20 protein-coding genes are annotated in these 20,979 nt (G+C 70.8%); 13 read left to right on the top strand and 7 right to left on the bottom strand.

Annotated elements, in window-relative coordinates; all coding sequences use genetic code 11:
- Positions 1 to 36: 36 nt before the first annotated feature.
- Together pheA and FZ046_RS04675 are read left to right on the top strand one after the other, a co-directional pair.
- On the top strand, positions 37 to 963 hold the full coding sequence (gene pheA, locus FZ046_RS04680) for a prephenate dehydratase (RefSeq protein WP_070355447.1): 927 nt from the start codon (positions 37 to 39) through the stop codon (positions 961 to 963).
- Positions 960 to 1,643 carry a histidine phosphatase family protein gene (locus tag FZ046_RS04675; RefSeq protein WP_070355446.1) on the top strand — a complete coding sequence of 228 codons (684 nt, stop codon included), beginning with the start codon at positions 960 to 962 and terminating at the stop codon, positions 1,641 to 1,643. The genes pheA and FZ046_RS04675 overlap by 4 nt, the downstream gene beginning before the upstream one ends.
- Before the next feature lie 5 nt (positions 1,644 to 1,648).
- Here the strand turns inward: FZ046_RS04675 and FZ046_RS04670 are convergent, their stop codons facing one another.
- The 3 genes from FZ046_RS04670 to FZ046_RS04660 form a co-directional block, all read right to left on the bottom strand.
- Positions 1,649 to 1,843: a hypothetical protein gene (locus FZ046_RS04670; protein WP_070355467.1), complete on the bottom strand. Its 195-nt coding sequence runs from the start codon at positions 1,841 to 1,843 to the stop codon at positions 1,649 to 1,651.
- A 68-nt stretch (positions 1,844 to 1,911) separates the two neighbouring features.
- Positions 1,912 to 2,262: a metallopeptidase family protein gene (locus FZ046_RS04665; RefSeq protein WP_070355445.1), complete on the bottom strand. Its 351-nt coding sequence runs from the start codon at positions 2,260 to 2,262 to the stop codon at positions 1,912 to 1,914.
- A gap of 7 nt (positions 2,263 to 2,269) precedes the next feature.
- Complete coding sequence (locus FZ046_RS04660; RefSeq protein WP_149484194.1) at positions 2,270 to 3,703, bottom strand: septum formation family protein; 1,434 nt, start codon at positions 3,701 to 3,703, stop codon at positions 2,270 to 2,272.
- 216 nt (positions 3,704 to 3,919) lie between these two features.
- On the opposite strand from FZ046_RS04660, the gene serS reads away from it, so the two are divergent.
- Genes serS through FZ046_RS04645 form a run of 3 tightly spaced genes read left to right on the top strand, consistent with a single transcriptional unit; the run spans position 3,920 to position 6,990 of the window.
- On the top strand, positions 3,920 to 5,173 hold the full coding sequence (gene serS, locus FZ046_RS04655; RefSeq protein ID WP_070352857.1) for a serine--tRNA ligase: 1,254 nt from the start codon (positions 3,920 to 3,922) through the stop codon (positions 5,171 to 5,173).
- 11 nt (positions 5,174 to 5,184) lie between these two features.
- A complete protein-coding gene (locus FZ046_RS04650) occupies positions 5,185 to 5,991 on the top strand; it encodes a DUF5718 family protein (RefSeq protein ID WP_070352858.1) in 807 nt (268 codons plus the stop codon).
- 9 nt (positions 5,992 to 6,000) lie between these two features.
- Entirely contained in the window at positions 6,001 to 6,990 is a 990-nt protein-coding gene (locus tag FZ046_RS04645; RefSeq protein ID WP_070352859.1) for an MOSC domain-containing protein, read from the top strand.
- A gap of 21 nt (positions 6,991 to 7,011) precedes the next feature.
- Here the strand turns inward: FZ046_RS04645 and FZ046_RS04640 are convergent, their stop codons facing one another.
- Both FZ046_RS04640 and FZ046_RS04635 read right to left on the bottom strand, forming a co-directional pair.
- The gene (locus FZ046_RS04640; RefSeq protein ID WP_070352860.1) at positions 7,012 to 7,347 is read right to left on the bottom strand and encodes a hypothetical protein; all 336 of its coding nucleotides are present in this window, start codon (positions 7,345 to 7,347) and stop codon (positions 7,012 to 7,014) included.
- Positions 7,344 to 8,921: an MBL fold metallo-hydrolase gene (locus tag FZ046_RS04635; RefSeq protein WP_070352861.1), complete on the bottom strand. Its 1,578-nt coding sequence runs from the start codon at positions 8,919 to 8,921 to the stop codon at positions 7,344 to 7,346. Before FZ046_RS04635 ends, FZ046_RS04640 begins: the two co-directional genes overlap by 4 nt.
- Before the next feature lie 94 nt (positions 8,922 to 9,015).
- Here FZ046_RS04635 and FZ046_RS04630 point away from each other — a divergent pair, with 94 nt between their 5' ends.
- The 3 genes from FZ046_RS04630 to FZ046_RS04620 are packed head-to-tail and all read left to right on the top strand — an operon-like array spanning position 9,016 to position 11,359.
- Positions 9,016 to 9,798 carry a lysophospholipid acyltransferase family protein gene (locus tag FZ046_RS04630; protein ID WP_070352862.1) on the top strand — a complete coding sequence of 261 codons (783 nt, stop codon included), beginning with the start codon at positions 9,016 to 9,018 and terminating at the stop codon, positions 9,796 to 9,798.
- Positions 9,799 to 9,800: 2 nt separating this feature from the next.
- Positions 9,801 to 10,547 (top strand): lysophospholipid acyltransferase family protein, encoded by a 747-nt coding sequence (locus FZ046_RS04625; RefSeq protein ID WP_070352863.1) that lies wholly within the window; start codon positions 9,801 to 9,803, stop codon positions 10,545 to 10,547.
- The gene (locus tag FZ046_RS04620; protein WP_170292389.1) at positions 10,547 to 11,359 is read left to right on the top strand and encodes an HAD family hydrolase; all 813 of its coding nucleotides are present in this window, start codon (positions 10,547 to 10,549) and stop codon (positions 11,357 to 11,359) included. Before FZ046_RS04625 ends, FZ046_RS04620 begins: the two co-directional genes overlap by 1 nt.
- Here the strand turns inward: FZ046_RS04620 and FZ046_RS04615 are convergent.
- Positions 11,356 to 12,921 (bottom strand): N-acetylmuramoyl-L-alanine amidase, encoded by a 1,566-nt coding sequence (locus tag FZ046_RS04615; protein WP_099045889.1) that lies wholly within the window; start codon positions 12,919 to 12,921, stop codon positions 11,356 to 11,358. The two genes, FZ046_RS04620 and FZ046_RS04615, sit on opposite strands and share 4 nt — an antisense overlap.
- 191 nt (positions 12,922 to 13,112) lie before the next feature.
- Positions 13,113 to 14,078, bottom strand: a complete 966-nt coding sequence (locus tag FZ046_RS04610) for a hypothetical protein (RefSeq protein ID WP_070352866.1) — start codon at positions 14,076 to 14,078, stop codon at positions 13,113 to 13,115.
- Between the two features lie 234 nt (positions 14,079 to 14,312).
- Between FZ046_RS04610 and glf the strand changes: the two genes are divergently transcribed.
- From glf to zomB, 5 genes are read left to right on the top strand one after another with little or no spacing between them, the layout of a single operon-like run.
- Complete coding sequence (gene glf, locus FZ046_RS04605; protein ID WP_070352867.1) at positions 14,313 to 15,515, top strand: UDP-galactopyranose mutase; 1,203 nt, start codon at positions 14,313 to 14,315, stop codon at positions 15,513 to 15,515.
- Positions 15,512 to 17,458 carry a glycosyltransferase gene (locus tag FZ046_RS04600; RefSeq protein WP_070352868.1) on the top strand — a complete coding sequence of 649 codons (1,947 nt, stop codon included), beginning with the start codon at positions 15,512 to 15,514 and terminating at the stop codon, positions 17,456 to 17,458. Before glf ends, FZ046_RS04600 begins: the two co-directional genes overlap by 4 nt.
- The gene (locus FZ046_RS04595; protein ID WP_070352869.1) at positions 17,455 to 18,000 is read left to right on the top strand and encodes a phosphatase PAP2 family protein; all 546 of its coding nucleotides are present in this window, start codon (positions 17,455 to 17,457) and stop codon (positions 17,998 to 18,000) included. The genes FZ046_RS04600 and FZ046_RS04595 overlap by 4 nt, the downstream gene beginning before the upstream one ends.
- On the top strand, positions 17,997 to 18,914 hold the full coding sequence (locus FZ046_RS04590) for a decaprenyl-phosphate phosphoribosyltransferase (protein WP_070352870.1): 918 nt from the start codon (positions 17,997 to 17,999) through the stop codon (positions 18,912 to 18,914). The genes FZ046_RS04595 and FZ046_RS04590 overlap by 4 nt, the downstream gene beginning before the upstream one ends.
- Positions 18,892 to 20,898: a terminal beta-(1->2)-arabinofuranosyltransferase gene (gene zomB, locus FZ046_RS04585; protein ID WP_070352871.1), complete on the top strand. Its 2,007-nt coding sequence runs from the start codon at positions 18,892 to 18,894 to the stop codon at positions 20,896 to 20,898. The genes FZ046_RS04590 and zomB overlap by 23 nt, the downstream gene beginning before the upstream one ends.
- Positions 20,899 to 20,979 lie beyond the last annotated feature (81 nt).

The following is a 20,979-nucleotide window of genomic DNA, read 5'->3' as shown; positions in this document are numbered from 1 at the left end:
TCGTGCAAGGCTTCCCGGAGCCGATAGTGTTGGCACGTGCCGCGCGTCGCCTACCTCGGACCGGAGGGGACCTTCACCGAGGCGGCGCTGTGGCAGATGGTCGCCACCGGCGCACTGCCGGCCGACGAGGTCGACCCGATGCCCACCGATTCCCCGACCGCCGCCCTCGACGCGGTCCGCGGCGGTGCCGCGGACTTCGCCTGCGTGCCGTTCGAGAACTCCATCGAGGGATCGGTGCTGCCGACCCTCGACGGGCTCGCGACGGGCGAGCCGCTGCGGGTGTACGCCGAACACACCCTCGACGTCGCCTTCTCCATCGTGGTCCGGCCGGGCACGACGGCCGCCGACGTGCGCACCGTTGCCGCGTTCCCGGTGGCGTTGGCCCAGGTCAAGCGCTGGCTGGCCGACCACCTGCCCACGGCGACGCCCGTCCCCGCCAACTCGAATGCCGCGGCCGCCCGCGACGTCGCCAACGGCGTCGCGGACGCCGGGGTGAGTACCGCGCTGGCCGCCACCCGCTGGCGCCTCGACGCGCTGGCCGATGGCGTCGTCGACGAACCGAACGCGCGCACCCGCTTCGTCCTCGCCGGGCGACCGGGCCCGCCGCCGCCGCGTACCGGCACCGACCGCACGTCGGTGGTGCTGCGCCTGGAGAACGTTCCCGGCGCGTTGGTCGCGGCGATGAACGAGTTCGCGATCCGCGACATCGACCTCACCCGCATCGAGTCCCGGCCCACCCGGACCGAACTCGGCACGTACCTCTTCTTCCTCGACTGCGTCGGCCACGTCGACGACGATCCGGTGGCCGAGGCACTCAAGGCGCTGCACCGTCGTTGTAGGGACGTGCGATATCTCGGATCCTGGCCCACCGGTACGGCAGCGGGGGCGGTCCCGCCGCCCAGCGACGAGGCGACTCGATGGCTCGACGGCCTGCGTGCGGGCCCGAACGGCACGAGCCGATGACGGGCCGGCTGGTGCTGGTGCGGCACGGCCAGTCGCACGCGAACGTCGACCGTCGCCTCGACACCCGCCCGCCGGGTGCGCCGCTGACCGAACTCGGGCTGGAGCAGGCGCGCATCTTCGCCCGCACCTGGGAGCACCCGGTCGGGCTGCTCGCCCACTCGGTGGCGCAGCGGGCAGTGCAGACCGCCGGTGAGATCGGCGCCCAACTCGGGCTGCCGACCACCGAGCTGCAGGGCATCCACGAGGTGCAGGCGGGCGACTACGAGAATCGCAACGACGAACCCGCCATCGATGCGTTCCACGCGGTCTACGAGCGCTGGCAGCTCGGCCACCTCGAGGAGCGGGTGCCCGGCGGCGAGTCGGGCGCCGAAGTGCTCGACCGGTATTTGCCGGTCGTCAAGGAGCTGCGGGTGCGCTACCTCGACGACGACGCGTGGCGCGGAGACGTCGTGGTGGTCAGCCACGGTGCCGCCATCCGGCTCGTCGGCGCGGTGCTCGGCGGGGTCGACGGCGGCTTCGCGCTGGAGCACCACCTGGCCAACACCGAGTGCGTCGTGTTGAGCCCCATCACCGACGGCCGCTGGAGCTGCCTGCAGTGGGGCCGCGAGCTGCCGCCGTTCGCGCCGGAGCCGGACCCGCAGCCCGATCAGGACCTGGAGAGCGCCGACCCGATGGGCTGACGCCGCTAGATCGCGATGCGCCGGCCCGGTGTCACGTCGTCGCACGCGCAGCCCACGGCGATGCAGTCGACGGTGAACGCGTGCGCCACCTCCGGCGTCTCGCAGTCGGGCTCGGTGCATTCCGGGCGCGCGCTCACGTGGACGATGACGGTGCCGTGGCAGTGCGCCACGTCGCCCGCGCAGTATCGGCAGTCGGTCATCCGTCGATGATCCCACCGACCGGTGACGTCCGGTCGGTGCCGCGCGGTGCGGGACGCGGTGACGTCGGTCAACCCCAGCCGAGTTCGTGCAGGCGCTCGTCATCGATGCCGAAGTGGTGGGCGATCTCGTGCACCACCGTGATGGCGACCTCCTCGACGAGCTCTTCCTCGCTGTCGCACATGTCGAGCAGCGCGTCGCGGAAGATCGTGATGGCGTCCGGCAGCGACCCCGCGTAGAACGAGTCGCGCTCGGTGAGCGCCACGCCCTCGTAGATGCCGAGCACGTCGGGATCGTCCGGATGCCGCGCCTCGACGAGGACGACGACGTTGTCGAGCGCGCCGATCAGCGCCGGCGGGATGGTGTCGAGCGCGTCGGAGACCAGCTCCTCGAAGCGGCGGGAGTCGACCCGTACCGGCACGAGGCGATCAGGCCGGTGGCGGCGGCGGAAGCTGCAGCGGTCCCGGGGCCGGCCCGGCCGGCGGCGCGGCAGGATCGACCGGTGCCGGGGGCGGCGGTGCGGCCGGATCGCCCGGCGGGGGCAGCGCGTCCTGCGGCGGGGCGTCCGCCGGCGGCGCTCCCGGCGGCGGGGGCGGCCCGTTGAGGAACGTGTTGCCCTGCGGCGGTGCCTGCTGCTCGGTGGTGTTCGCCGTCGACGACTGGCCCGGCAGGTGCTGGTTGGGGTCCTGGCGCGTGGACGTCGAGGTGGAGGAGGACGACGACGACGAGGACGACGACTGATCGCTCAGGTCGATCTCGGAGGTCATCTGGCTCGACGTGTCCGGCATCGGGATGGGCGGCAGGTTGAGCCGCTCCTCGGGGATGTCCGGCGGCGGCACCGGCGGGCGGCCGTTGATGACCAGCGGGCCCTTGGCGCTGTTCAGCAGCGTCGACCAGCCGCCGTTGCCGAGTGTCGCGCCGATGCTGCACGACACCTGGTGGCTGCCTGCCGACCAGCTCGGCAGCGAGATGGTGCCGTAGATGAGCGTCAGCGTGGTGCTGCGCAACTGCACCGGGGCGAGGTAGGCATCGGTGAGCCGAGTGCACTCGTCCTTGATGAAGGCGTCCTGGTCGGCCTCGGCGGGCAGCGGGCCGGGGAACTTCTCGGCGAGGTTCACCGAGCCGGTGACCTCCATGGCGTGTGGCGCCGCGCAGTCGACGGGGATGTCGGTGGGCTGGTTGGTGGCCGGGTCGATGCCCAGGCACGTGCCCGCCGACCAGACCTGCGACTGGTCCAGGGTGGCGACCTTGCCCTTGAACGAGAGCTGCTGATTGTTGGGGCCGGGCAGTTGCAGACCGCAGAGCATGCGGCGCTCGCCCTGCTGGCGCCACGCGCGGTCACCCGACCACAGCAGGCTGACGGTGAACTTGCCGTTGGGGTCGAACTTCGGGCCCAGGTAGTTGCGTGCGGCCGCGCTGCACTGCTCCTGGCTGATCTGCTGGATGCGCGCCGGCGACGGCGGCGCGGCGTCCGGGCCGTACTCGCTGCCCGGGAAGGTGCTCATGTCGATGGCCTCGGCCACCTCGAAGCGGTGATCGTTGGCGCAGTCGACGATCTTGGCGCTGTCAGGCGTGCGCTCCGGCCAGTCGAGGCAGTCGCCGCGCTTGGCCTGGTCGAAGGTGTCGGTGCTGCGCGCGCCGCCGAGCGCGGTGCCCGTCAACCCGATCGGCCCGTCGCCCGCGCCGACCGGCAGGGCGGTGATCACCCCGGCGATCAGCAGGCCGCCGAGGGCGGTGAGCAGCAGGCCACGGCGGGTCCCGTTGGACTGCAGACTGCGCCACCACGCAGGGCGCGCCGGCGACGGCGTGCCGTCGTCGGCGGGGTAGTCCTCGATGGGTGGTGCTTCCGACATCCGGTCCATTGTGACAGGCGCGTCGAGGGCTGTGACAAGAGTTGCGGATGTAACGTTATGTGGCTGTGCCTTGACCCCGGTCCGGCCAGGTCCTGAGACCCGTTCCGATTGTGCATCTGGCGGCGCAGATGGCAGGTGAGGCGTCGTGGGTTTCACAGTCGCCCCGCACCGACCACCCACGGACCGGGATGTCCCTCGCGGCCGCACGAAAGTAGGGTGACGCCCGTGATCGACCTCAAGCTCCTGCGCGACGACCCGGACCGGGTACGCGCATCGCAGCGGGCCCGCGGGGAGGATCCCGCGCTCGTCGATGCGCTGCTCGACGCCGACGCTGCCCGGCGTGCGGCCATCTCCGCCGCCGACAACCTGCGGGCCGAGCAGAAGTCCGCGAGCAAGTCGGTCGGCAAGGCCTCGCCCGAGGAGCGCCCGGCGCTGCTGGCACGCGCGAAGGAACTGGCCGACCGGGTGAAGACCGCCGAGAGCGAGCAGGCCGACGCCGAGCAGCGCTTCGCCGCCGCCCACATGGCGATCGGCAACGTCATCCTCGACGGCGTGCCGCCCGGCGGCGAGGACGACTTCGTGGTGCTCGAGACCGTCGGCGAGCCGCCCGCCATCGAGAACCCCAAGGATCACCTGGAACTCGGCGAGGCGCTGGGTCTGCTCGACATGAACCGCGGCGCGAAGGTGTCCGGCTCGCGCTTCTACTTCCTCACCGGCGTCGGCGCGCTGCTGCAGCTCGGCATCATGCAGCTCGCCGTCCGCACGGCCACCGAGCACGGCTTCACGCTGATGATCCCGCCGGTGCTGGTGCGTCCGGAGGTGATGTCGGGGACCGGCTTCCTCGGCGCGCACTCCGACGAGATCTACCGCCTCGAGGCCGACGACATGTATCTCGTCGGCACGTCGGAGGTGCCGCTGGCGGGGTACCACTCCGACGAGATCATCGATCTGTCGAACGGCCCGGTGCGCTACGCCGGGTGGTCGTCGTGCTTTCGCCGCGAGGCCGGCAGCTACGGCAAGGACACCCGCGGCATCATCCGCGTGCACCAGTTCGACAAAGTCGAGGGCTTCGTCTACTGCAAGCCCGAGGACGCCGAGGCCGAGCATCAGCGGCTCCTGGGCCTGGAGCGGCAGATGCTCGCCGCCATCGAGGTGCCCTACCGGGTGATCGACGTGGCCGCGGGCGATCTCGGTTCGTCGGCGGCACGCAAGTTCGATTGCGAGGCATGGGTTCCCACGCAGGGCACCTATCGCGAACTCACGTCGACGTCGAATTGCACGACGTTCCAGGCGCGTCGGCTGGCGACGCGCTACCGCGACGAGAACGGCAAGCCGCAGATCGCCGCGACGCTCAACGGCACGCTGGCCACCACCCGGTGGCTGGTGGCCATTCTCGAGAACCACCAGCAGCCCGACGGCAGCGTGCGCGTGCCCGAGGCGCTGGTGCCCTACGTCGGAAGGTCGGTGCTCCAGCCATGACGGAACTACGGATGCTCGACCTCGACCTCGACGAGCTGAAGGGCTGGTTCGGCTTCGGCGTCGCCGGCAACTTCGCCGGCCACCTCGAGCAGGCCGGCGAGGCGGTCGACTTCGTCAACGTCTCCAGCGAGGGCACGGCGCCGAAGGGCATCTTCCCCTGGTACGCGCCCGGTTCGGACACGTTCCTCGGCGAGTTCCCGCTGAGCCACGACGCCATCACGCTGCCCGCCAGCGACACCCCGCTGAACCTGCAGATCGAACCCGAGGTCGGCCTGGCCTGCCGCGTGGTGTGGGACGGCGACACCGTCGTGACGCTGCAGCCGTTCGCCCTGGGAGCGTTCAACGACTGCTCGATCCGCAGGCCCAACGCGCCGAAGATCAGTCACAAGAAGAACTGGGGCCGCGCGTCCAAGGGCGTCGCCGCCCGGTTCTTCGACGTCTCCGACCTCACGCCGGACGGCCCGACGGCCACCCTGCGGCTGGTGTGCCACCTGCGCACCGCCGACGGCCAGGAGCACGAGTACGGCGTCGACAGCCCGCTGCTCGGCTACTCGTACTACGGCGAGGTGCTGCTCGACTGGATCACCGAGCGCCTCGCGAATCAGAAGGGCTCGCCCGACACGCCGCTGGAGGACGTCGGCGCGCTGATGGTGGCGGCCGGTAGGCCGGAGCACGTGCTGATCGGCATCGGCGCCACCCGGTACACCGAACTCGGCGAGTCGACCTACCTGCAGCCCGGCGACCAGGCCATCGTGCGGGTGTACGACACGGCCAGCGATGCCTACTCTGAACTGCGGCAGACGGTGTCCGCCCGCTAGGAGGTCCACATGGCCGACGCCACGGTGACGCAGCTCTGGCGCTTCCCGGTGAAGTCGATGGGCGGCACCCAGGTCCAACGGGTCCGCGTCGACCGCCGCGGCGTGCACGCCGACCGGCTGTGGGCAGTCCGCGACGTCGAGAAGAAGGCCACGGTCTCCGCCCGCCGGGTGCCGGTCCTGCTCGGCTGTTCCGCGCGGTACCGCACCGAGCCGGCCGACGACGCCGGACCGGGCAACGTGCCCGGCGTCGTGATCGCCTTTCCCGACGGCCGGGAACTGACCGACGACGATCCGGCCGTGCACGTCGCGCTGTCGGAACTGGTCGGCCGGGAGATGCGGCTGGTGGCCCTGCCGCCGCGCGCGGACACCAGCCAGCACCGCATGACCATGTCCGACTCGATGGCCAGCTTCTCGGCGACCCAGGTGCGCAAGGACTTCGGTCTCGACGACACCGAGGCGCTGCCGGACACCTCGGTGTTCACCACCCGCCAGATCATCACGCTGGCGCGTTACACGACGCCGCCGGGCACCTTCGTCGACCTCAGCCCGGTGCACCTGCTGAGCACCGCCAGCCTGCGCTCGCTGTCCCCGGACGGCGACGGCTACGACGTCCGCCGCTTCCGGCCCAACGTGCTCGTCGACGCCGCGTCGGGGCATGAGTTCCCCGAATCCGCCTGGGCCGGTGGCGACGTCCGCGTCGGTGGCGCCACCCTGCACGTCACGCAGCCGACCATCCGCTGCGTCGTGCCGACCCGCCCGCAGCCGGGTCTCGACCTCGACCGCCGGATCACCAGGAATTTGGCCGAACGCACCGACCGCTTCCTGGGTGTCTACGCCGACGTGACCACACCGGGCACGATCCGGGTGGGTGATGCCGTCGAGGTGCGACTTCCGGTGTCGCCCAACGTGGTTCGACGGACGCTCGACGCAGCGAGTAAGACGGCGACGCGCGGCGTGCAGCGGCTGCTCGAGAACACCGTGCTGCGCGGCCGGACCTAGTCGGCGGGCCGACGAGCGGACCTAGTCGGCGAGTACCTCGTCGAGCAGGGTGAGGAACTCCCGCACCCGCGCCGGGGTGAAGGCGGGACTCGGACGGGTGCCCGGCACGTCGAGGGTCACCAGCGTCGACTTCAGCGGCCGGCCGACGTCCAGCGGCAGCCACCGCCGCAGATCCGAACTGCCCCACAGCCGGAACCGGTTCATCGCCAGCCCGAGCGGCTCGGTGCGGTAGCCGCGGATGGCGGGCACCGGGATGACCTTCGACGTGCCGGACGGAAAGTGGTAGCGGCGCAACGTCAATGCGTGGCGGTCCAGCTGCACCAGACCGTCGTCGTACTGCCGCGCCGCGCCGGTCACGCCCCGGCGCTCCCGTCCAGCCGGCGGGACCGCAGCTCGTGGCCCTTGCTCGTCAGGCAGCGCCCGTTCTCGAGATTCCACTGCCAGCCGTGCAGGTTGCACGTCACCGTGGTGCCCTCGACGACCCCGAACTTCGACAGGTCGGCCTTGAGGTGCGGGCAGCGGCGCTGAATCTCCCAGCCGTCCAGCGTGATCGACGCGGAATCGTCGTGCGCCTCGGCGAACCAGCCGTCGGCGTAGGCGATCCGCTCGTCGGTGAGGCACTTGAAGAAGGTGTAGAGGTACTCGTTGTACCCGCCCACCCGCCAGGCGCGGAAGCGCGTCGACAGGAAGATAGTGTTGACCCAGTCCGGCTCGTCGTCGCGCAGCACGGTGCGCACCAGTTCGGCGGGAATCTCGAAGCCGTACCGGAACTTCTCGTCCGGAACCGGCTCACGCACCGTCCGTTTCGGGAAGTCGAGCACCACCGTCTCGCCGCGCCCGGCCGGTCCGAGGCGCAGCTCCACCGGATAGCCGATGCCGTCGCAGATCTGGTCGGTCTGGAGCATGATCGGCTCGAACTTCGCGCGCAGCGGTTCCAGCAGCGACTCGCCCTCGGCGTGCGCCCAGGACGCCTTCTCCGCCGCCAGCACCGGGGCCATGCGCTGCGCGTAGGCCTCGATGTAGTCGGCCTTGCCGGTGGTGAAGATGGCCTCGGCTTCGTCGTCGGGCACCGGATGGGTGAGCCCGTGCAGCGTCGAGCCGGTGAAGTCGGCGACCGTGCCGGGGATCATCAGCAGGCCGCCGTCGTGGCCGGCGGCGCGCAGCTGCTCGAGGAACACCACCTGGTCGGGGAAGATGTTGGCCGGGTCGCCGTGGTCGTCGTTCAGGTCGCGCAGATCGGGGTCCAGGAAGCACGGCGGACCGGCGGACGGCACCACCCAGGTGGCGTCGACCTGTGCGATGTACTGCCGGCAGCGGTCCATCTGGCGTTGCCGCTTCTGGGTGCCGAACGCCTCCTTGGCGCGGGCGGGCATGTCGTAGACCATCGGATACCAGATGGCGCCCGAGTACTGCAGCATGTGCACGTCGACGTGGCCGAACTCGCCGAGCACGTCGAGGTCGATGGGCCGGGCGTCGTTCATGTTGAACGCGACGGTCTCGCCGTCGGAGACCACCAGACCGGAGTCGCCGATCGGTCCGTCGGCGGGAGCGCGCAGCGCGATGATCATGACGTCCAGATCGCCCTTGGGCCCGCTGACGCGGTGCTTCACCGAGTCGGTGGTCTCGAAGAACCGGTGGAAGCCCAGCGCCTCCAACGCGCGGCGCAGGTCCGGCACGGGATAGTCGGGCAGCAGCACCGTGGCGTCCTTGTTGACGTGGGCGCGCAGGTGGGCCGGGTCGAAGTGGTCCTTGTGCAGGTGGCTGACGTACAGGTAGTCGACGTCACCGAGGGCGTCCCAGTCGAGCCGGCTGTTGTCGGGGAACGGGAACCACGACGCGAAGTACGCCGGGTTGACCCACGGGTCGCACAGGATGCTCCCGGCCGCGGTGTCGATCCGGAATCCGGCGTGTCCGACGCTTGTGACCTGCACTTATCGCCTTCCCTGCGGTGTGTCTGCTCGGGTCGAGTCTAGCCCGCCGACGGCCCTGGTCCCTCATCGACGGCGTCCGACTAGGCTGACCGGCGTGGAACCCGTATACGGCACCGTCATCCAGGTCGCACGCCTGGTGTGGCGCGCCCAGGGGCTGAAGTTCACGGTCACCGGCGTCGAGCACCTCCCGGTGACCGGCGGCGCGGTGATCGCCATCAACCACACCAGCTACTTCGACTTCACCTTCGCCGGGCTGCCCGCCTACCTGCAGGGGCGCGGCCGCAAGGTCCGCTTCATGGCGAAGAAGGAGGTCTTCGACAGCAAGGTCTCCGGACCCATCATGCGCAGCCTGCGGCACATCCCGGTCGACCGGGACAGCGGCGCGGCGTCGTTCGAGGAGGCCTGCCGCCGGCTGAAGGAGGGCGACCTCGTCGGGGTCTACCCGGAGGCCACCATCAGCCGCAGCTTCGAGATCAAGGGCTTCAAGTCCGGTGCGGCGCGGATGGCGATCGCGGCGGACGTGCCGATCGTCCCGCACATCGTGTGGGGTGCCCAGCGCGTGTGGACCAAGGGGCATCCCAAGAACATGCGGCGGCCCAAGGTGCCGATCTTCGTGACGGTGGGGGAGCCGATCCAGCCGACGCTGCCCGCGGCCGAACTGACGGCGCTGCTGCACACCCGCATGCAGGACCTGCTGGAGCGCACGCAGGAGGCCTACGGCCCGCATCCCGCCGGCGAGTACTGGGTGCCGCACCGCCTCGGCGGCGGCGCCCCGACGCTGGCCGAGGCCGACCAGCTCGACGCCGACGAGGCGGCCGAGAAGGCCGCGCGACGGGCGCAGCGCGAGGAGCCTGGCGAGGAGCTGGGGCAGGACTGAACATGGAACCGGTCTTCCGCAGTCTGGAGATCGCGGGCCGGACGGCGGTGCGAGCCACCGGCACCCGCATCACCTTCGAGGGCGTGGAGAACATCCCCGCCGAGGGGCCGGCGGTCATCGCGATCAACCACACCAGTTACGTCGACTTCCTGCCCGCGGCGCTCGCCGCGACGGCCCGCAAGCGGCGGATGCGGTTCATGATCAAGGCCGAGATGCAGGACGTACGGGTGGTCGACTACCTGATCAAGCACTCCGGCACGATCCCGGTCGACCGCCGCGCCGGCGGCGACGCGTATCCCGTTGCCGTGGAACGACTTCGAGCAGGCGAGCTGGTGGGCGTGTACCCCGAGGCGACCATCAGTCGCAGCTTCGAACTCAAGGAGTTCAAGAGCGGCGCCGCGCGGATGGCGCTCGAGGCACAGGTGCCGATCGTCCCGCTCATCGTCTGGGGTGCGCAGCGCATCTGGACCAAGGACCACCCGAAGCGTCTCGGCCGCAGGAAGATTCCGGTCACCGTCGCGACGGGCACGCCCATGCGGGCGACGGGTTCGGTGCCCGACGTGCTCGCCGAACTCCGCGAGCGGATGACCGCGATCCTCTACCGGGTCTCGGAGAAGTACCCGCATCCGGCGGGGGCGTACTGGGTGCCGCGCCGGCTCGGCGGATCGGCGCCCACCCCGGAGGAGGCCCGCGCGATGGATGCGGCCGAACTCGCCGAACGCGCGCGCAGACGAGCGGAGAAGCGCTGATGTTGCCTGCCCTGATCGCCACCGACGTGGACGGCACGTTGCTCGACGACGAGGAGCACGTCACCCCCCGCACCCGTGCGGCGGTGGGTGCCGCCGTCGCGGCGGGGACGCGGTTCATCCTCGCCACCGGACGGCCGCCGCGGTGGATCGCCCCGGTGGTCGACGGTCTCGGCTTCGCCCCGATGGCGGTGTGCGCCAACGGCGCCGTGCTCTACGACGCGGCCAACGACCGCATCGTGTCGGCGCGCACGCTGTCCCCCGACCAGCTCGCCGAACTGGCCGAACTGGCGACCCGACTCATCCCGTTCGCCGGGCTGGCGGTCGAACGGGTCGGCCGCACCGCCCACGACGCGGCCACCCCGCAGTTCGTCAGTTCCCCGGGCTACGAGCACGCCTGGCTCAATCCGGACAACACCGAGGTCTCGCTCGCCGATCTGCTGGGCGCACCGGCGGTGAAGCTGTTGATCCGCAAGTCCGGTGCCACCAGCGCGGCGATGCAGGAGGTGCTGGCCCCGCACGTGGGTCTGGTCGGCGACCTGACCTACTCGACCAACAACGGTCTCATCGAGGTCGTCCCGCTGGGCATCAGCAAGGCCAGCGGGGTGGCCGAGGTCGCCGAGCCGTGGGGCATCACCGCCGAGGACGTCGTCGCGTTCGGCGACATGCCCAACGACGTGCCGATGCTGCGTTGGGCGGGCCTCGGCGTGGCGATGGGCAACGCGCATCCGGAGGCGATCGCCGCCGCCGACGAGGTGACGGCACCCAACACCGACGACGGGCTGGCCCGCGTCCTGGAACGGTGGTGGCTCTAGCGGCTGGCGCTGGCCAGGTCGATGGGCGTGAACCGCTCCAGCTGCACCGGCTTGCCGGGGTTGGCGGGCTTGGGTAGCTCGAGCGGGACGCCGTCGATCACGCGGGTGACGGTGCCCTTCTCCCGGTCGAAGTTCAGCGTGCCGTGCTGGAAGTTCTGCACGATCCACAGCGGTTCCTGGATCTCGCCGCTGGTGGGCAGACCGAGCGCGCCGCGCTCGAAGCCGAGGGTCGCCCAGGCGTCGTAGATGACCCCGGTCACCGGCTGCGCCCCGCTCACCGGCGACCAGTACATGGCGCCGTTGCGGAAGTTGACGTAGCGGGCGTCACCCTCACCGGCGGCCTCCGGTGACAGCGGCGCACCGAGCGGGCTGGCCTCGCCACCCTGAGACGCCCACTTGGCGAAGATGGCGCCGCCGCGCAGCGCGTCGGCGAGGGTCTGCGGCCCGGGTGGCGTGCTGAACTTCGCGGCGGTGTCGCGCAGCAGGTCCATCTCGGCGTAGGCGGCGTTGCCAGGGCATTCGGTGTTGCCGACGTCGCGGTGGGCGAAGATCGTGGGCAGCGTCGGCGCCGCACCGCGCGGGAAGTGGGTGAAGTCCCCGCCCGCAGAGGTGAGCACCACGGTGCCCTTGGGGTCGACGTGGTCCATGCCGAGGCGCCAGCCGAGCAGCCGGCCGGTGGTGCGGAGTTGGATCGGCGTGGGCGGCACCGTCTCGAAGTCGCCCATCATCGCCACGCCCCAGGTATTGGCGTTGAAGCCGCCGGTGTGGGCGCCCTGCACGGGTCGCGTGATGCCGCCCGCGCGGCCCTCGAACACCTGGCCGTACTTGTCGACCAGGGCGTTGTACGCCATGTCGCACCAGCCCAGCGTGCGGGTGTGGTACTCGTAGATCGACCGGACGATGCCGGCCGAATCCTCCGGCGAGTAGTCGTTGCTTCCTGCGGTGTGGTGCACCACGCCGGCCCGAACGCCGTTGTCGTACACCGTGTTTCCACACTTCAGTCGCTCGTCGGCGCCCCAGTGCGCGCGGTCGATGATGGCCGGCGCCTGCCCGGGGGCGCTCACCGCGGCCGGCGGCTCGAACTGCACGTCGACCGGTGCGGTGGGCGGGCTGATGAGGACGGCGTTGAAGGTGGGCGCCGTCGGCTGCTCGACGGTGGCCGGCAGGTACCCGAGGCCCTTGCCCGGGCCGGGATGCGTGCCGGTGGCGCCCGTGGGGGCGTCGACCGGACGGGTCACGGCGATCTGGACGTGGGTGGTCTTGCCGACGAACACCGGTTCGGTGCCGTCGGTGGCCGACGGGCCGTCGCCGCCGCCGTCGACGCGGTCGGCCTCGTACCACGGGCCCCAGGAGCCGTCGGCCTCCTTGGCGCGCACCTTGGCCGACGTGCCGGTCATGTCGGTGCCGGTCAGCGCGACCACGGAGAACGGGGTGTCCTGGGTGACGTCGCGGACGGTCTCGCCGCCGCCGACGCCGTCGAGGGGTTTCTCCACCAGGATGAGGGGGTCGACCTCGCGGTCACTGGTTCCGTCGGGCAAACCGTCGAGTGCCATGGGCAGCATGACGACCGACGCGAGCACTGCGGAGAACAGCAGCGACGGAAGGGCCCGGGGACTCGGCACGGCCCGATGTTACGTATGGGTCGGGTGTTACCAGTGTTTCGACACACTAAACACGCCGACGGATTTTCGACGGCCGCGCGCAACGGCACCGCAGAGCATCGTTGCTTCTGCGGTGCCGTTTCGTCGCAGGTCTAGGGGATGGGTGCGGCGGCGGGCGCGGCTGCTGCGGCAGCCGGTCCGGCGGACTGCACCGCGGACATGATCGCCGGCATCACCATGCCCTTGAGCAGGTCGATGGCCTGGCCGGCGCCCAGGGTGCTGGCGGCGCTGGACAGATCGCCCAGCAACCCTCCGCTGCCCGCGGCCGGCGCGGCGGCCGGGAGGCCGAGTGACGGATCGCCGAGGATCGGGTAGGTGCCTGCCGCCGGATCGAGGCCGACCGGGGCGCCGATGGGGATCTCACCGGTGCCCGGGAGGCCGACGCTGTTCGAGATCGGGGTCGTCAGCCCTGGCGTCGTCAGTCCGGGAGACGTGAGCCCGGGGGAGGTGAGGCCGGGCGAGGTCAGGCCCGGCGTCGTGAGTCCGGGAGTGGTCAGACCAGGTGTCGCGCCGGCCGGGCTGGTGAGCGCCGGGTTGGTGAGCCCGGGATCGGTCAGTCCGGGCGTGGTCAGGCCGGGCGCCGTCAGGCCGGGCGTCGTCAGGCCCGGGGTGGTCAGTCCGGGCGTCGCGCCCGGCAGGCCCGCGCCGCTCGGCGGTGTCAGCGCGGGCGCGCCCGGCAGACCCGGAGCGGTCAGCCCGGGAGCGGTCAGGCCGGGGGCGCCCAGTCCCGGGGTGAGGCCCGGCGCGGTCAGGCCCGGGGACGTCAGCCCCCCGAGGCCCGGCGACAGCGCGGACGCGGCCGGCGCGCCCGAGCCGGTGAGCAGGCCGGTCGGCAGCGGCGGCAGGTTGACGCCGAACTGCGAGAGCCCCTGGCTCAGCGCGGACATCAGTTCGTTCGGCAGGTCGGTCACCAGCGACGCCTGGGTGAACTCACGGTGCTGCGGTTCGTCTGTGGTGTTCAGGCCGTTCATGGCGACCATGGCGACAGGACTTGCGACGGCCAGGGCGGCGACCGCGCTCATGGCTGTCGAGAGCTTGCGTCGACGTCGGTTCGGCACGGAAGTCTCCTCAATGTTTCGAGCGTTTCAGGTCTCGGGTGTGCCCCGCCGGCTCGATGCCAGGCCATCCGGGTCGGATGCGGCCATCGATACCGACGTGGTCGACGGTACGGATGTGACAGACGAGACTGAAGTGACGATGCGGAATCGTGAGCGAATCGCGACCTGCCCGACCGCGCCCGGCGCGCGGGCGAATTCGGGCTCGATCGGCCCGGTCGGATACCCTGACTGCCGATGACCACCCCTGCTTACGACCTCTTCGTCGTCGGCTCCGGCTTCTTCGGCCTGACGGTCGCCGAGCGCGTCGCCACCCAACTCGACAAGCGCGTCCTCGTGGTCGAGAAACGGCCGCACATCGGCGGCAACGCGTACTCCGAGGCCGAGCCCACCACCGGTATCGAGGTGCACCGCTACGGCGCACACCTCTTCCACACCTCCAACCAGCGGGTGTGGGACTACGTGCATCAGTTCACCGAGTTCACCGGCTACCAGCACCGGGTGTTCGCGATGCACGACGGCCAGGCCTACCAGTTCCCGATGGGCCTCGGTCTGGTCAGCCAGTTCTTCGGCCGGTACTTCACCCCGGACGAGGCCCGTGCGCTGATCGCCGAGCAGGCCGCCGAGATCTCCACCGCCGACGCGCAGAACCTCGAGGAGAAGGCGATCAGCCTGATCGGCCGCCCGCTGTACGAGGCGTTCGTCAAGCACTACACCGCCAAGCAGTGGCAGACCGACCCCAAGGAGCTGCCCGCGGCCAACATCACCCGGCTGCCGGTGCGGTACACCTTCGACAACCGCTACTTCAACGACACCTACGAGGGCCTGCCCGTCGACGGCTACACCGCCTGGCTGGAGAACATGGCCGCGGACGACCGCATCGACGTGCGCCTGGACACCGACTGGTTCGACGTGCGCGACGAGCTGCGCGCCGCGTCGCCGGACGCGCCGGTGGTCTACACCGGCCCGGTGGACCGCTACTTCGACTACGCCGAGGGCCGGCTGGGCTGGCGGACGCTGGACTTCGAACTCGAGGTCCTGTCGACCGGCGACTACCAGGGCACGCCCGTCATGAACTACAACGACGCCGACGTGCCCTACACCCGCATCCACGAGTTCCGGCACTTCCACCCGGAGCGGGCGTACCCGACCGACAAGACCGTCATCATGCGCGAGTTCTCGCGCTTCGCCGCCGACGACGACGAGCCGTACTACCCGATCAACACCGAGACCGACCGCACCACGCTGGCGGCGTACCGGGGCCGGGCGCGCGCCGAGACCGCGACGGGCAAGGTGCTCTTCGGCGGCCGGCTGGGCACCTATCAGTACCTCGACATGCACATGGCCATCGCCAGTGCGCTCAACATGTACGACAACACCCTCGCGCCGCACCTGAGAGACGGCAGTCCGCTGGTGTCAGACGAAAGCAGTTCAGCATGAGTGAGATCCCGTCCGGCGCACTCGCCGCCGGAACCTCGAAGGCGGTCAGCCTACTGTCGCGGGTGATCCTGCCCCGGCCGGGCGAACCCCTCGACGTCCGCAAGCTCTACATCGAGGAGTCCGACACCAACGCCCGGCGCGCGCACGCGCCGTCGCGCACCACGCTGGAGATCGGTGCGGAGTCCGAGGTCTCGTTCGCCACCTACTTCAACGCCTTCCCCGCCAGCTACTGGCGGCGGTGGTCGGTGCTGGAGTCCGTGGTGCTGCGCGTCGAACTCACCGGCACCGCCCGCGTCGACGTCTACCGCTCCAAGTCCACCGGCGCCCGCATCACCGTCGGCGGCACCGCGGCCTCCAGCGTCGACGCCGACACCCCGGCGGTCGTCGAGTTCGAGATCGGTCTCGACCCGTTCGAGGACGGCGGCTGGATCTGGTTCGACGTCACCACCGATTCGACGGTCACGGTGCACGGCGCCGGCTGGTACGCGCCCGTCGAGGCGCCCGGCCGGGCCAACGTCGCCATCGGCATCCCGACCTTCAACCGGCCGTCGGACTGCGTCAACGCCCTCGCCGCGCTGACGTCGGACCCGTTGGTGGACTCGGTGATCAGCGCGGTCATCGTGTCCGACCAGGGCACGAAGAAGGCCAAGGACCATCCCGACTTCGCCGCTGCGGCAGCGGGTCTCGGCGCCCGGCTCACCATCCACGATCAGCCGAACCTCGGCGGTTCCGGCGGCTACAGCCGGGTGATGTACGAGGCGCTGAAGAACACCGACTGCGAACAGATCCTGTTCATGGACGACGACATCCGCGTCGAGCCGGACTCCATCCTGCGGGCTCTCGCACTCAGCCGCTTCGCCAAGGTCCCCACGCTCGTCGGCGGCCAGATGCTCAACCTGCAGGAGCCCAGCCACCTGCACGTCATGGGCGAGATGGTCGCGGCCGAGAACTTCATGTGGACCAACGCGATCAACACCGAGTACGACCACAACTTCGCGAAGTACCCCCTCAACGACGAGGAGTCCTACCGCAGCCGCCTGCTGCACCGGCGCGTCGACGTCGACTACAACGGCTGGTGGATGTGCATGATCCCGCGGGCGGTGGCCGAGGAGCTGGGACAGCCGCTGCCGCTGTTCATCAAGTGGGACGACGCCGAATACGGCTTGCGCGCAGGCGAACACGGCTACCCGACGGTGACGCTGCCGGGTGCGGCGATCTGGCACATGGCGTGGAGCGACAAGGACGACGCCATCGACTGGCAGGCGTACTTCCACCTGCGCAACCGCCTCGTCGTCGCCGCCATGCACTGGGACGGCAACATCCGCGGCCTGGTGGCCAGCCACCTCAAGGCGACGGCCAAGCACCTGCTGTGCCTGGAGTACTCGACCGTCGCGATCCAGAACAAGGCGATGGACGACTTCCTCGCCGGGCCCGACCACATCTTCTCGATCCTCGAGTCGGCGCTGCCCGACGTGCGGGCGATGCGGCAGGCCTATCCCGACGCCGTGGTCCTGCCGAGCGCGACGTCGCTGCCGACGCCGTCGGACAAGCGCTGGCGCCGCAAGGTGAAGATCCCCACCGGTCCGCTCGCGATCGGCGTCCGCCTCACGCGCGGCGTGCTGCACCAGCTGACGGCGCACGATCCCGAGCATCACCGCCGGCCGCAGATCAACGTGGCGACCCAGGACGCCCGGTGGTTCTCGCTGTGCGTCGTGGACGGCGTCACCGTCACCACCGCCGACGGCCGCGGCGTCGTGTACCGGCAGCGCGACCGGGAGAAGATGTTCGAGCTGTTCCGCGAGTCGGTCAAGCGGCAGATCACGCTCACCCGCAAGTTCAACAAGATGCGCCGCGTCTACCGTGAGGCGGCACCGGTGCTCGCCAGCAAGCAGAACTGGGAAAGCGTGCTGCTGCCCACCGCAGAAGCACACCCCGCGCGATGAGCCACGACGCCTACCGGGCGCCGCACGGGGAGGACGCGATCCTGGTCGCGGTTCAGCACGCGATCGCGGGACGTCCCGGCGTGCTGCGCGGGGCGCGGACGCTGTCGCACTTCGGCGAGCACAGCGCGGGCTGGGTGGCCGTGGGCCTCGCCGGTGCCGCGCTGGCGCCGCAGCGCCGTCGGGCCTGGCTGACCGCATCGGTGGGCGCCTTCGCCGCGCACGCCGCGGCCGTGCTCGTCAAGCGCGTCGTCCGGCGCACCCGCCCGGACCATCCCGACATCGCCGTCAACGTCGGCACGCCCAGCTCGCTGAGCTTCCCGTCGGCGCACGCGACGTCCACCACGGCGGCGGCCATCCTTCTGGCCCGGGCCAGCGGCCTGCCCCTGCCGTGGCTGCTGGTACCGCCGATGGCGCTGTCGCGCCTGGTGCTCGGCGTGCACTACCCGTCGGACGTGCTGACCGGTGTCGCGGTCGGAACCGTGGTGGCCCGCGCGGTGGAGACGGTGTCGGTCCGGACGGTGTCGAAGGAGACGGTCAGGTGAGCGAGGAAGTCCAGCAGGTCGGCGGTGCGCCGAAGAACCTCGCCAGCGGGATCGTCAAGGCCGTGCGGCCACGCCAGTGGGTCAAGAACCTGCTGGTGCTCGCCGCACCGCTGGCGGCCCTGGGCGTCGACGTGCAGCTCGACTTCGCGCACGTGCTGCGCAACGTCGGCATCGCCTTCGTCGCGTTCAGCCTCGCGGCGTCGTCGATCTACCTCGTCAACGACGCCCGCGACGTCGAGGCCGACCGCGCCCACCCGACCAAGCGCTTCCGGCCGATCGCCGCGGGCGTGGTCCCGGTCGGACTGGCCTACGGTCTGGCCATCGTGCTCGCCGCGGGGTCACTGGCGATCTCCCTGCTTGCCACCCCGAACCTGGCCGTCGTCATGGCCATCTACATCGGGATCCAGCTCGCCTACTGCTTCGGCCTCAAGCACCAGGCCGTGCTCGACATCTGCATCGTCTCGTCGGGCTTTCTCATCCGTGCCATCGCCGGTGGGGTGGCGGCGAACATCCCGCTGTCGCAGTGGTTCCTGCTGATGATGGCCTTCGGCTCACTTTTCATGGCCGCGGGCAAGCGCTACGCCGAACTGCAGCTCGCCGAGCGCACCGGCGCCAAGATCCGCAAGTCGCTGGAGAGCTACACCAGTTCCTACTTGCGCTTCGTGTGGACGCTGTCGGCGACGGCCGTCGTCGTCTGCTACGGGCTGTGGGCGTTCTACCGTGACGGCCCGGCGGGCGGCTCCTGGTTCGCGGTGTCGATGATCCCCTTCACCATCGCGATCCTGCGCTACGCCGTCGACGTCGACGGCGGTCAGGCCGGCGAGCCCGAGGAGATCGCGTTCGGCGACCGGGTGCTGCAGCTGCTGGCCCTGGCGTGGATCGGAACGATCAGTGCCGCAGTCATCTTCAGCTGATCCGCGCGGCTCTGCCGCCCGCGGCTCGCGCAGCGCCGCGGTGGTGCGCCGGCTGACCCGGCCACCGTCGTTCCCGTTCGGGACGGGGGTGCGGGTCAGCCTGTGGGTGAGCGTCGTCGTCACGGCGGCGCTGTTCGGCTGGGGCGCGTGGCAGCGGCGCTGGATCGCCGACGACGGACTCATCGTGCTGCGTACGGTGCGGAACCTGTTGGCGGGCAACGGCCCGGTGTTCAACGTCGGAGAGCGGGTCGAGGCCAACACCTCCACCGTGTGGACGTACCTGATCACGTTCTTCGCCTGGCTGGGCGGGTCCATCCAGCTCGAATACGTCGCGCTGACGCTGACCCTGGTGCTCAGCGTCGCCGGCGTCGTGTTCGCCATGCTGGGCACCGGGCGGCTCTACGCGCCGGGGCTGCGGGGCAAGCGCGCGGTGCTGCTGCCGGCCGGCGTGCTCGTCTACGTCGCGGTGCCGCCGGCCCGCGACTTCGCCACGTCCGGGCTCGAGAACGGTTTGGTGCTGGCCTATCTCGGGCTGCTGTGGTGGATGATGGTGTGCTGGTCGCAGGCCCTGCGCGCGTCGCCGCGGCCGGTCGCCAACCAGCCGTTCGTCATCGTCCTGGCCGGCGTCGCGGGCCTCAGCGTGCTGGTGCGCCCGGAACTCGCCCTGATCGGCGGCGTGGCGCTGGTGATGCTGTTGATCGCCACGCCGGGGTGGCGGCGCCGGGCGGTGCTCGTCGTCGCCGGCGGTCTGCTGCCGGTGGCCTACCAGATCTTCCGGATGGGGTACTACGGCTTGCTGGTGCCGGGCACCGCGATCGCCAAGGACGCGACGGGCAGCAAGTGGGAGCAGGGCTTCACGTATCTGGCCAACTTCAATCAGCCGTACCTGCTGTGGATTCCGCTGATGCTGCTCGCCGCGGTGGGGCTGGTGCTCTTCGCGACCCGCACCATGCCGTGGTGGAGCACCCACCGGCCGCCGCCGGGCGTGAGCCGGTTCGCGCGCACGGTGCAGAGCCCGCCGGCGGTCGTCGCCTTCATGGTGCTGTCCGGCGTGCTGCAGGCGGTGTACTGGACGCGTCAGGGCGGTGACTTCATGCACGGCCGCGTGCTGCTGACGCCGCTGTTCTGCGTGCTGGTCCCCATCTCGGTCATCCCCGTGGTGCTTCCCGACGGCACCCGATTCACCCGCGTCGGCGGCTACCTGCTCGCGGGCTCGACCACCGCGATGTGGCTGGCGATCGCGGGATGGTCGCTGTGGGCGGCCAATTCGCCGGGTCTGGGCTACGACGCCACCCGCGTCACCGCGTCGGGGATCGTCGACGAGCGCCGCTTCTACTCTCAGGCCACCGGCAACCCGCATCCCCTGACCGCCGCGGACTACCTCGACTACCCGCGCATGCGCGCCGTGCTGGTGGCGATCGACAACACCCCGGACGGCGCCCTGCTGCTGCCGTCGGGCAACTTCGACCAGTGGGACGTGGTGCCCGCGCTGCCGCCGCCACTGCCGCGCGACCCGAACTACCGGGGGCCGCACACCGTCTTCTTCACCAACCTCGGCATGCTCGGCATGAACGTGGGCCTCGACGTCCGCGTCATCGACCAGATCGGGCTGGCGAACCCGCTCGCCGCGCACACCGCGCGCATCGAGGACGGCCGCATCGGCCACGACAAGAACCTGTTCCCGGACTGGGCCGTCGCCGAGGGGCCGTTCCTCAAGGAACCGCCGTGGATCCCGACCTACCTCGACGAGGACTGGATCGCCCAGGCCGAGGCCGCGCTGAAGTGCCCGGCCACCGACGCACTGCTCAACGCGGTCCGTGCGCCGATGGGGCCGCGGCGCTTCCTCAGCAACCTCGTCCACGCCGCGCAGCTGAACTCCTACCGCATCGACCGGGTGCCGCTCTACGAGCTGGCGCGGTGCGGGCTGCCGGTGCCGCCGCCCAAACAGCCGGTGTACGGCGGGATGCCGCCGACCGGTCCCTGACCGGCGGAGACGTCCGTGCGAGCTAACCCCCGCCCGGCCCGTGCCGTGATGTGATTCACTACTGCACGTGGCCACGAAGGT

The sequence above is a fragment of the Mycolicibacterium grossiae genome (assembly GCF_008329645.1).
GTDB classification, from domain to species: Bacteria; Actinomycetota; Actinomycetes; order Mycobacteriales; family Mycobacteriaceae; genus Mycobacterium; species Mycobacterium grossiae.
The sequence above is the reverse complement of the archived record's forward strand: the minus strand, read 5'-3'. Positions and strand labels throughout refer to the sequence as shown.

Bases quoted from the DNA above. Each gene is read 5' to 3' on its own strand.
- FZ046_RS04675 (WP_070355446.1), top strand. From the start codon at position 960: ATGACGGGCCGGCTGGTGCTGGTGCGGCACGGCCAGTCGCACGCGAAC.
- FZ046_RS04670 (WP_070355467.1), bottom strand. From the start codon at position 1,843: ATGACCGACTGCCGATACTGCGCGGGCGACGTGGCGCACTGCCACGGC.
- FZ046_RS04660 (WP_149484194.1), bottom strand. From the start codon at position 3,703: ATGGACCGGATGTCGGAAGCACCACCCATCGAGGACTACCCCGCCGAC.
- FZ046_RS04650 (WP_070352858.1), top strand. From the start codon at position 5,185: ATGCTCGACCTCGACCTCGACGAGCTGAAGGGCTGGTTCGGCTTCGGC.
- FZ046_RS04645 (WP_070352859.1), top strand. From the start codon at position 6,001: ATGGCCGACGCCACGGTGACGCAGCTCTGGCGCTTCCCGGTGAAGTCG.
- FZ046_RS04625 (WP_070352863.1), top strand. From the start codon at position 9,801: ATGGAACCGGTCTTCCGCAGTCTGGAGATCGCGGGCCGGACGGCGGTG.
- FZ046_RS04620 (WP_170292389.1), top strand. From the start codon at position 10,547: ATGTTGCCTGCCCTGATCGCCACCGACGTGGACGGCACGTTGCTCGAC.
- FZ046_RS04615 (WP_099045889.1), bottom strand. From the start codon at position 12,921: ATGCTGCCCATGGCACTCGACGGTTTGCCCGACGGAACCAGTGACCGC.
- glf (WP_070352867.1), top strand. From the start codon at position 14,313: ATGACCACCCCTGCTTACGACCTCTTCGTCGTCGGCTCCGGCTTCTTC.
- FZ046_RS04600 (WP_070352868.1), top strand. From the start codon at position 15,512: ATGAGTGAGATCCCGTCCGGCGCACTCGCCGCCGGAACCTCGAAGGCG.
- FZ046_RS04595 (WP_070352869.1), top strand. From the start codon at position 17,455: ATGAGCCACGACGCCTACCGGGCGCCGCACGGGGAGGACGCGATCCTG.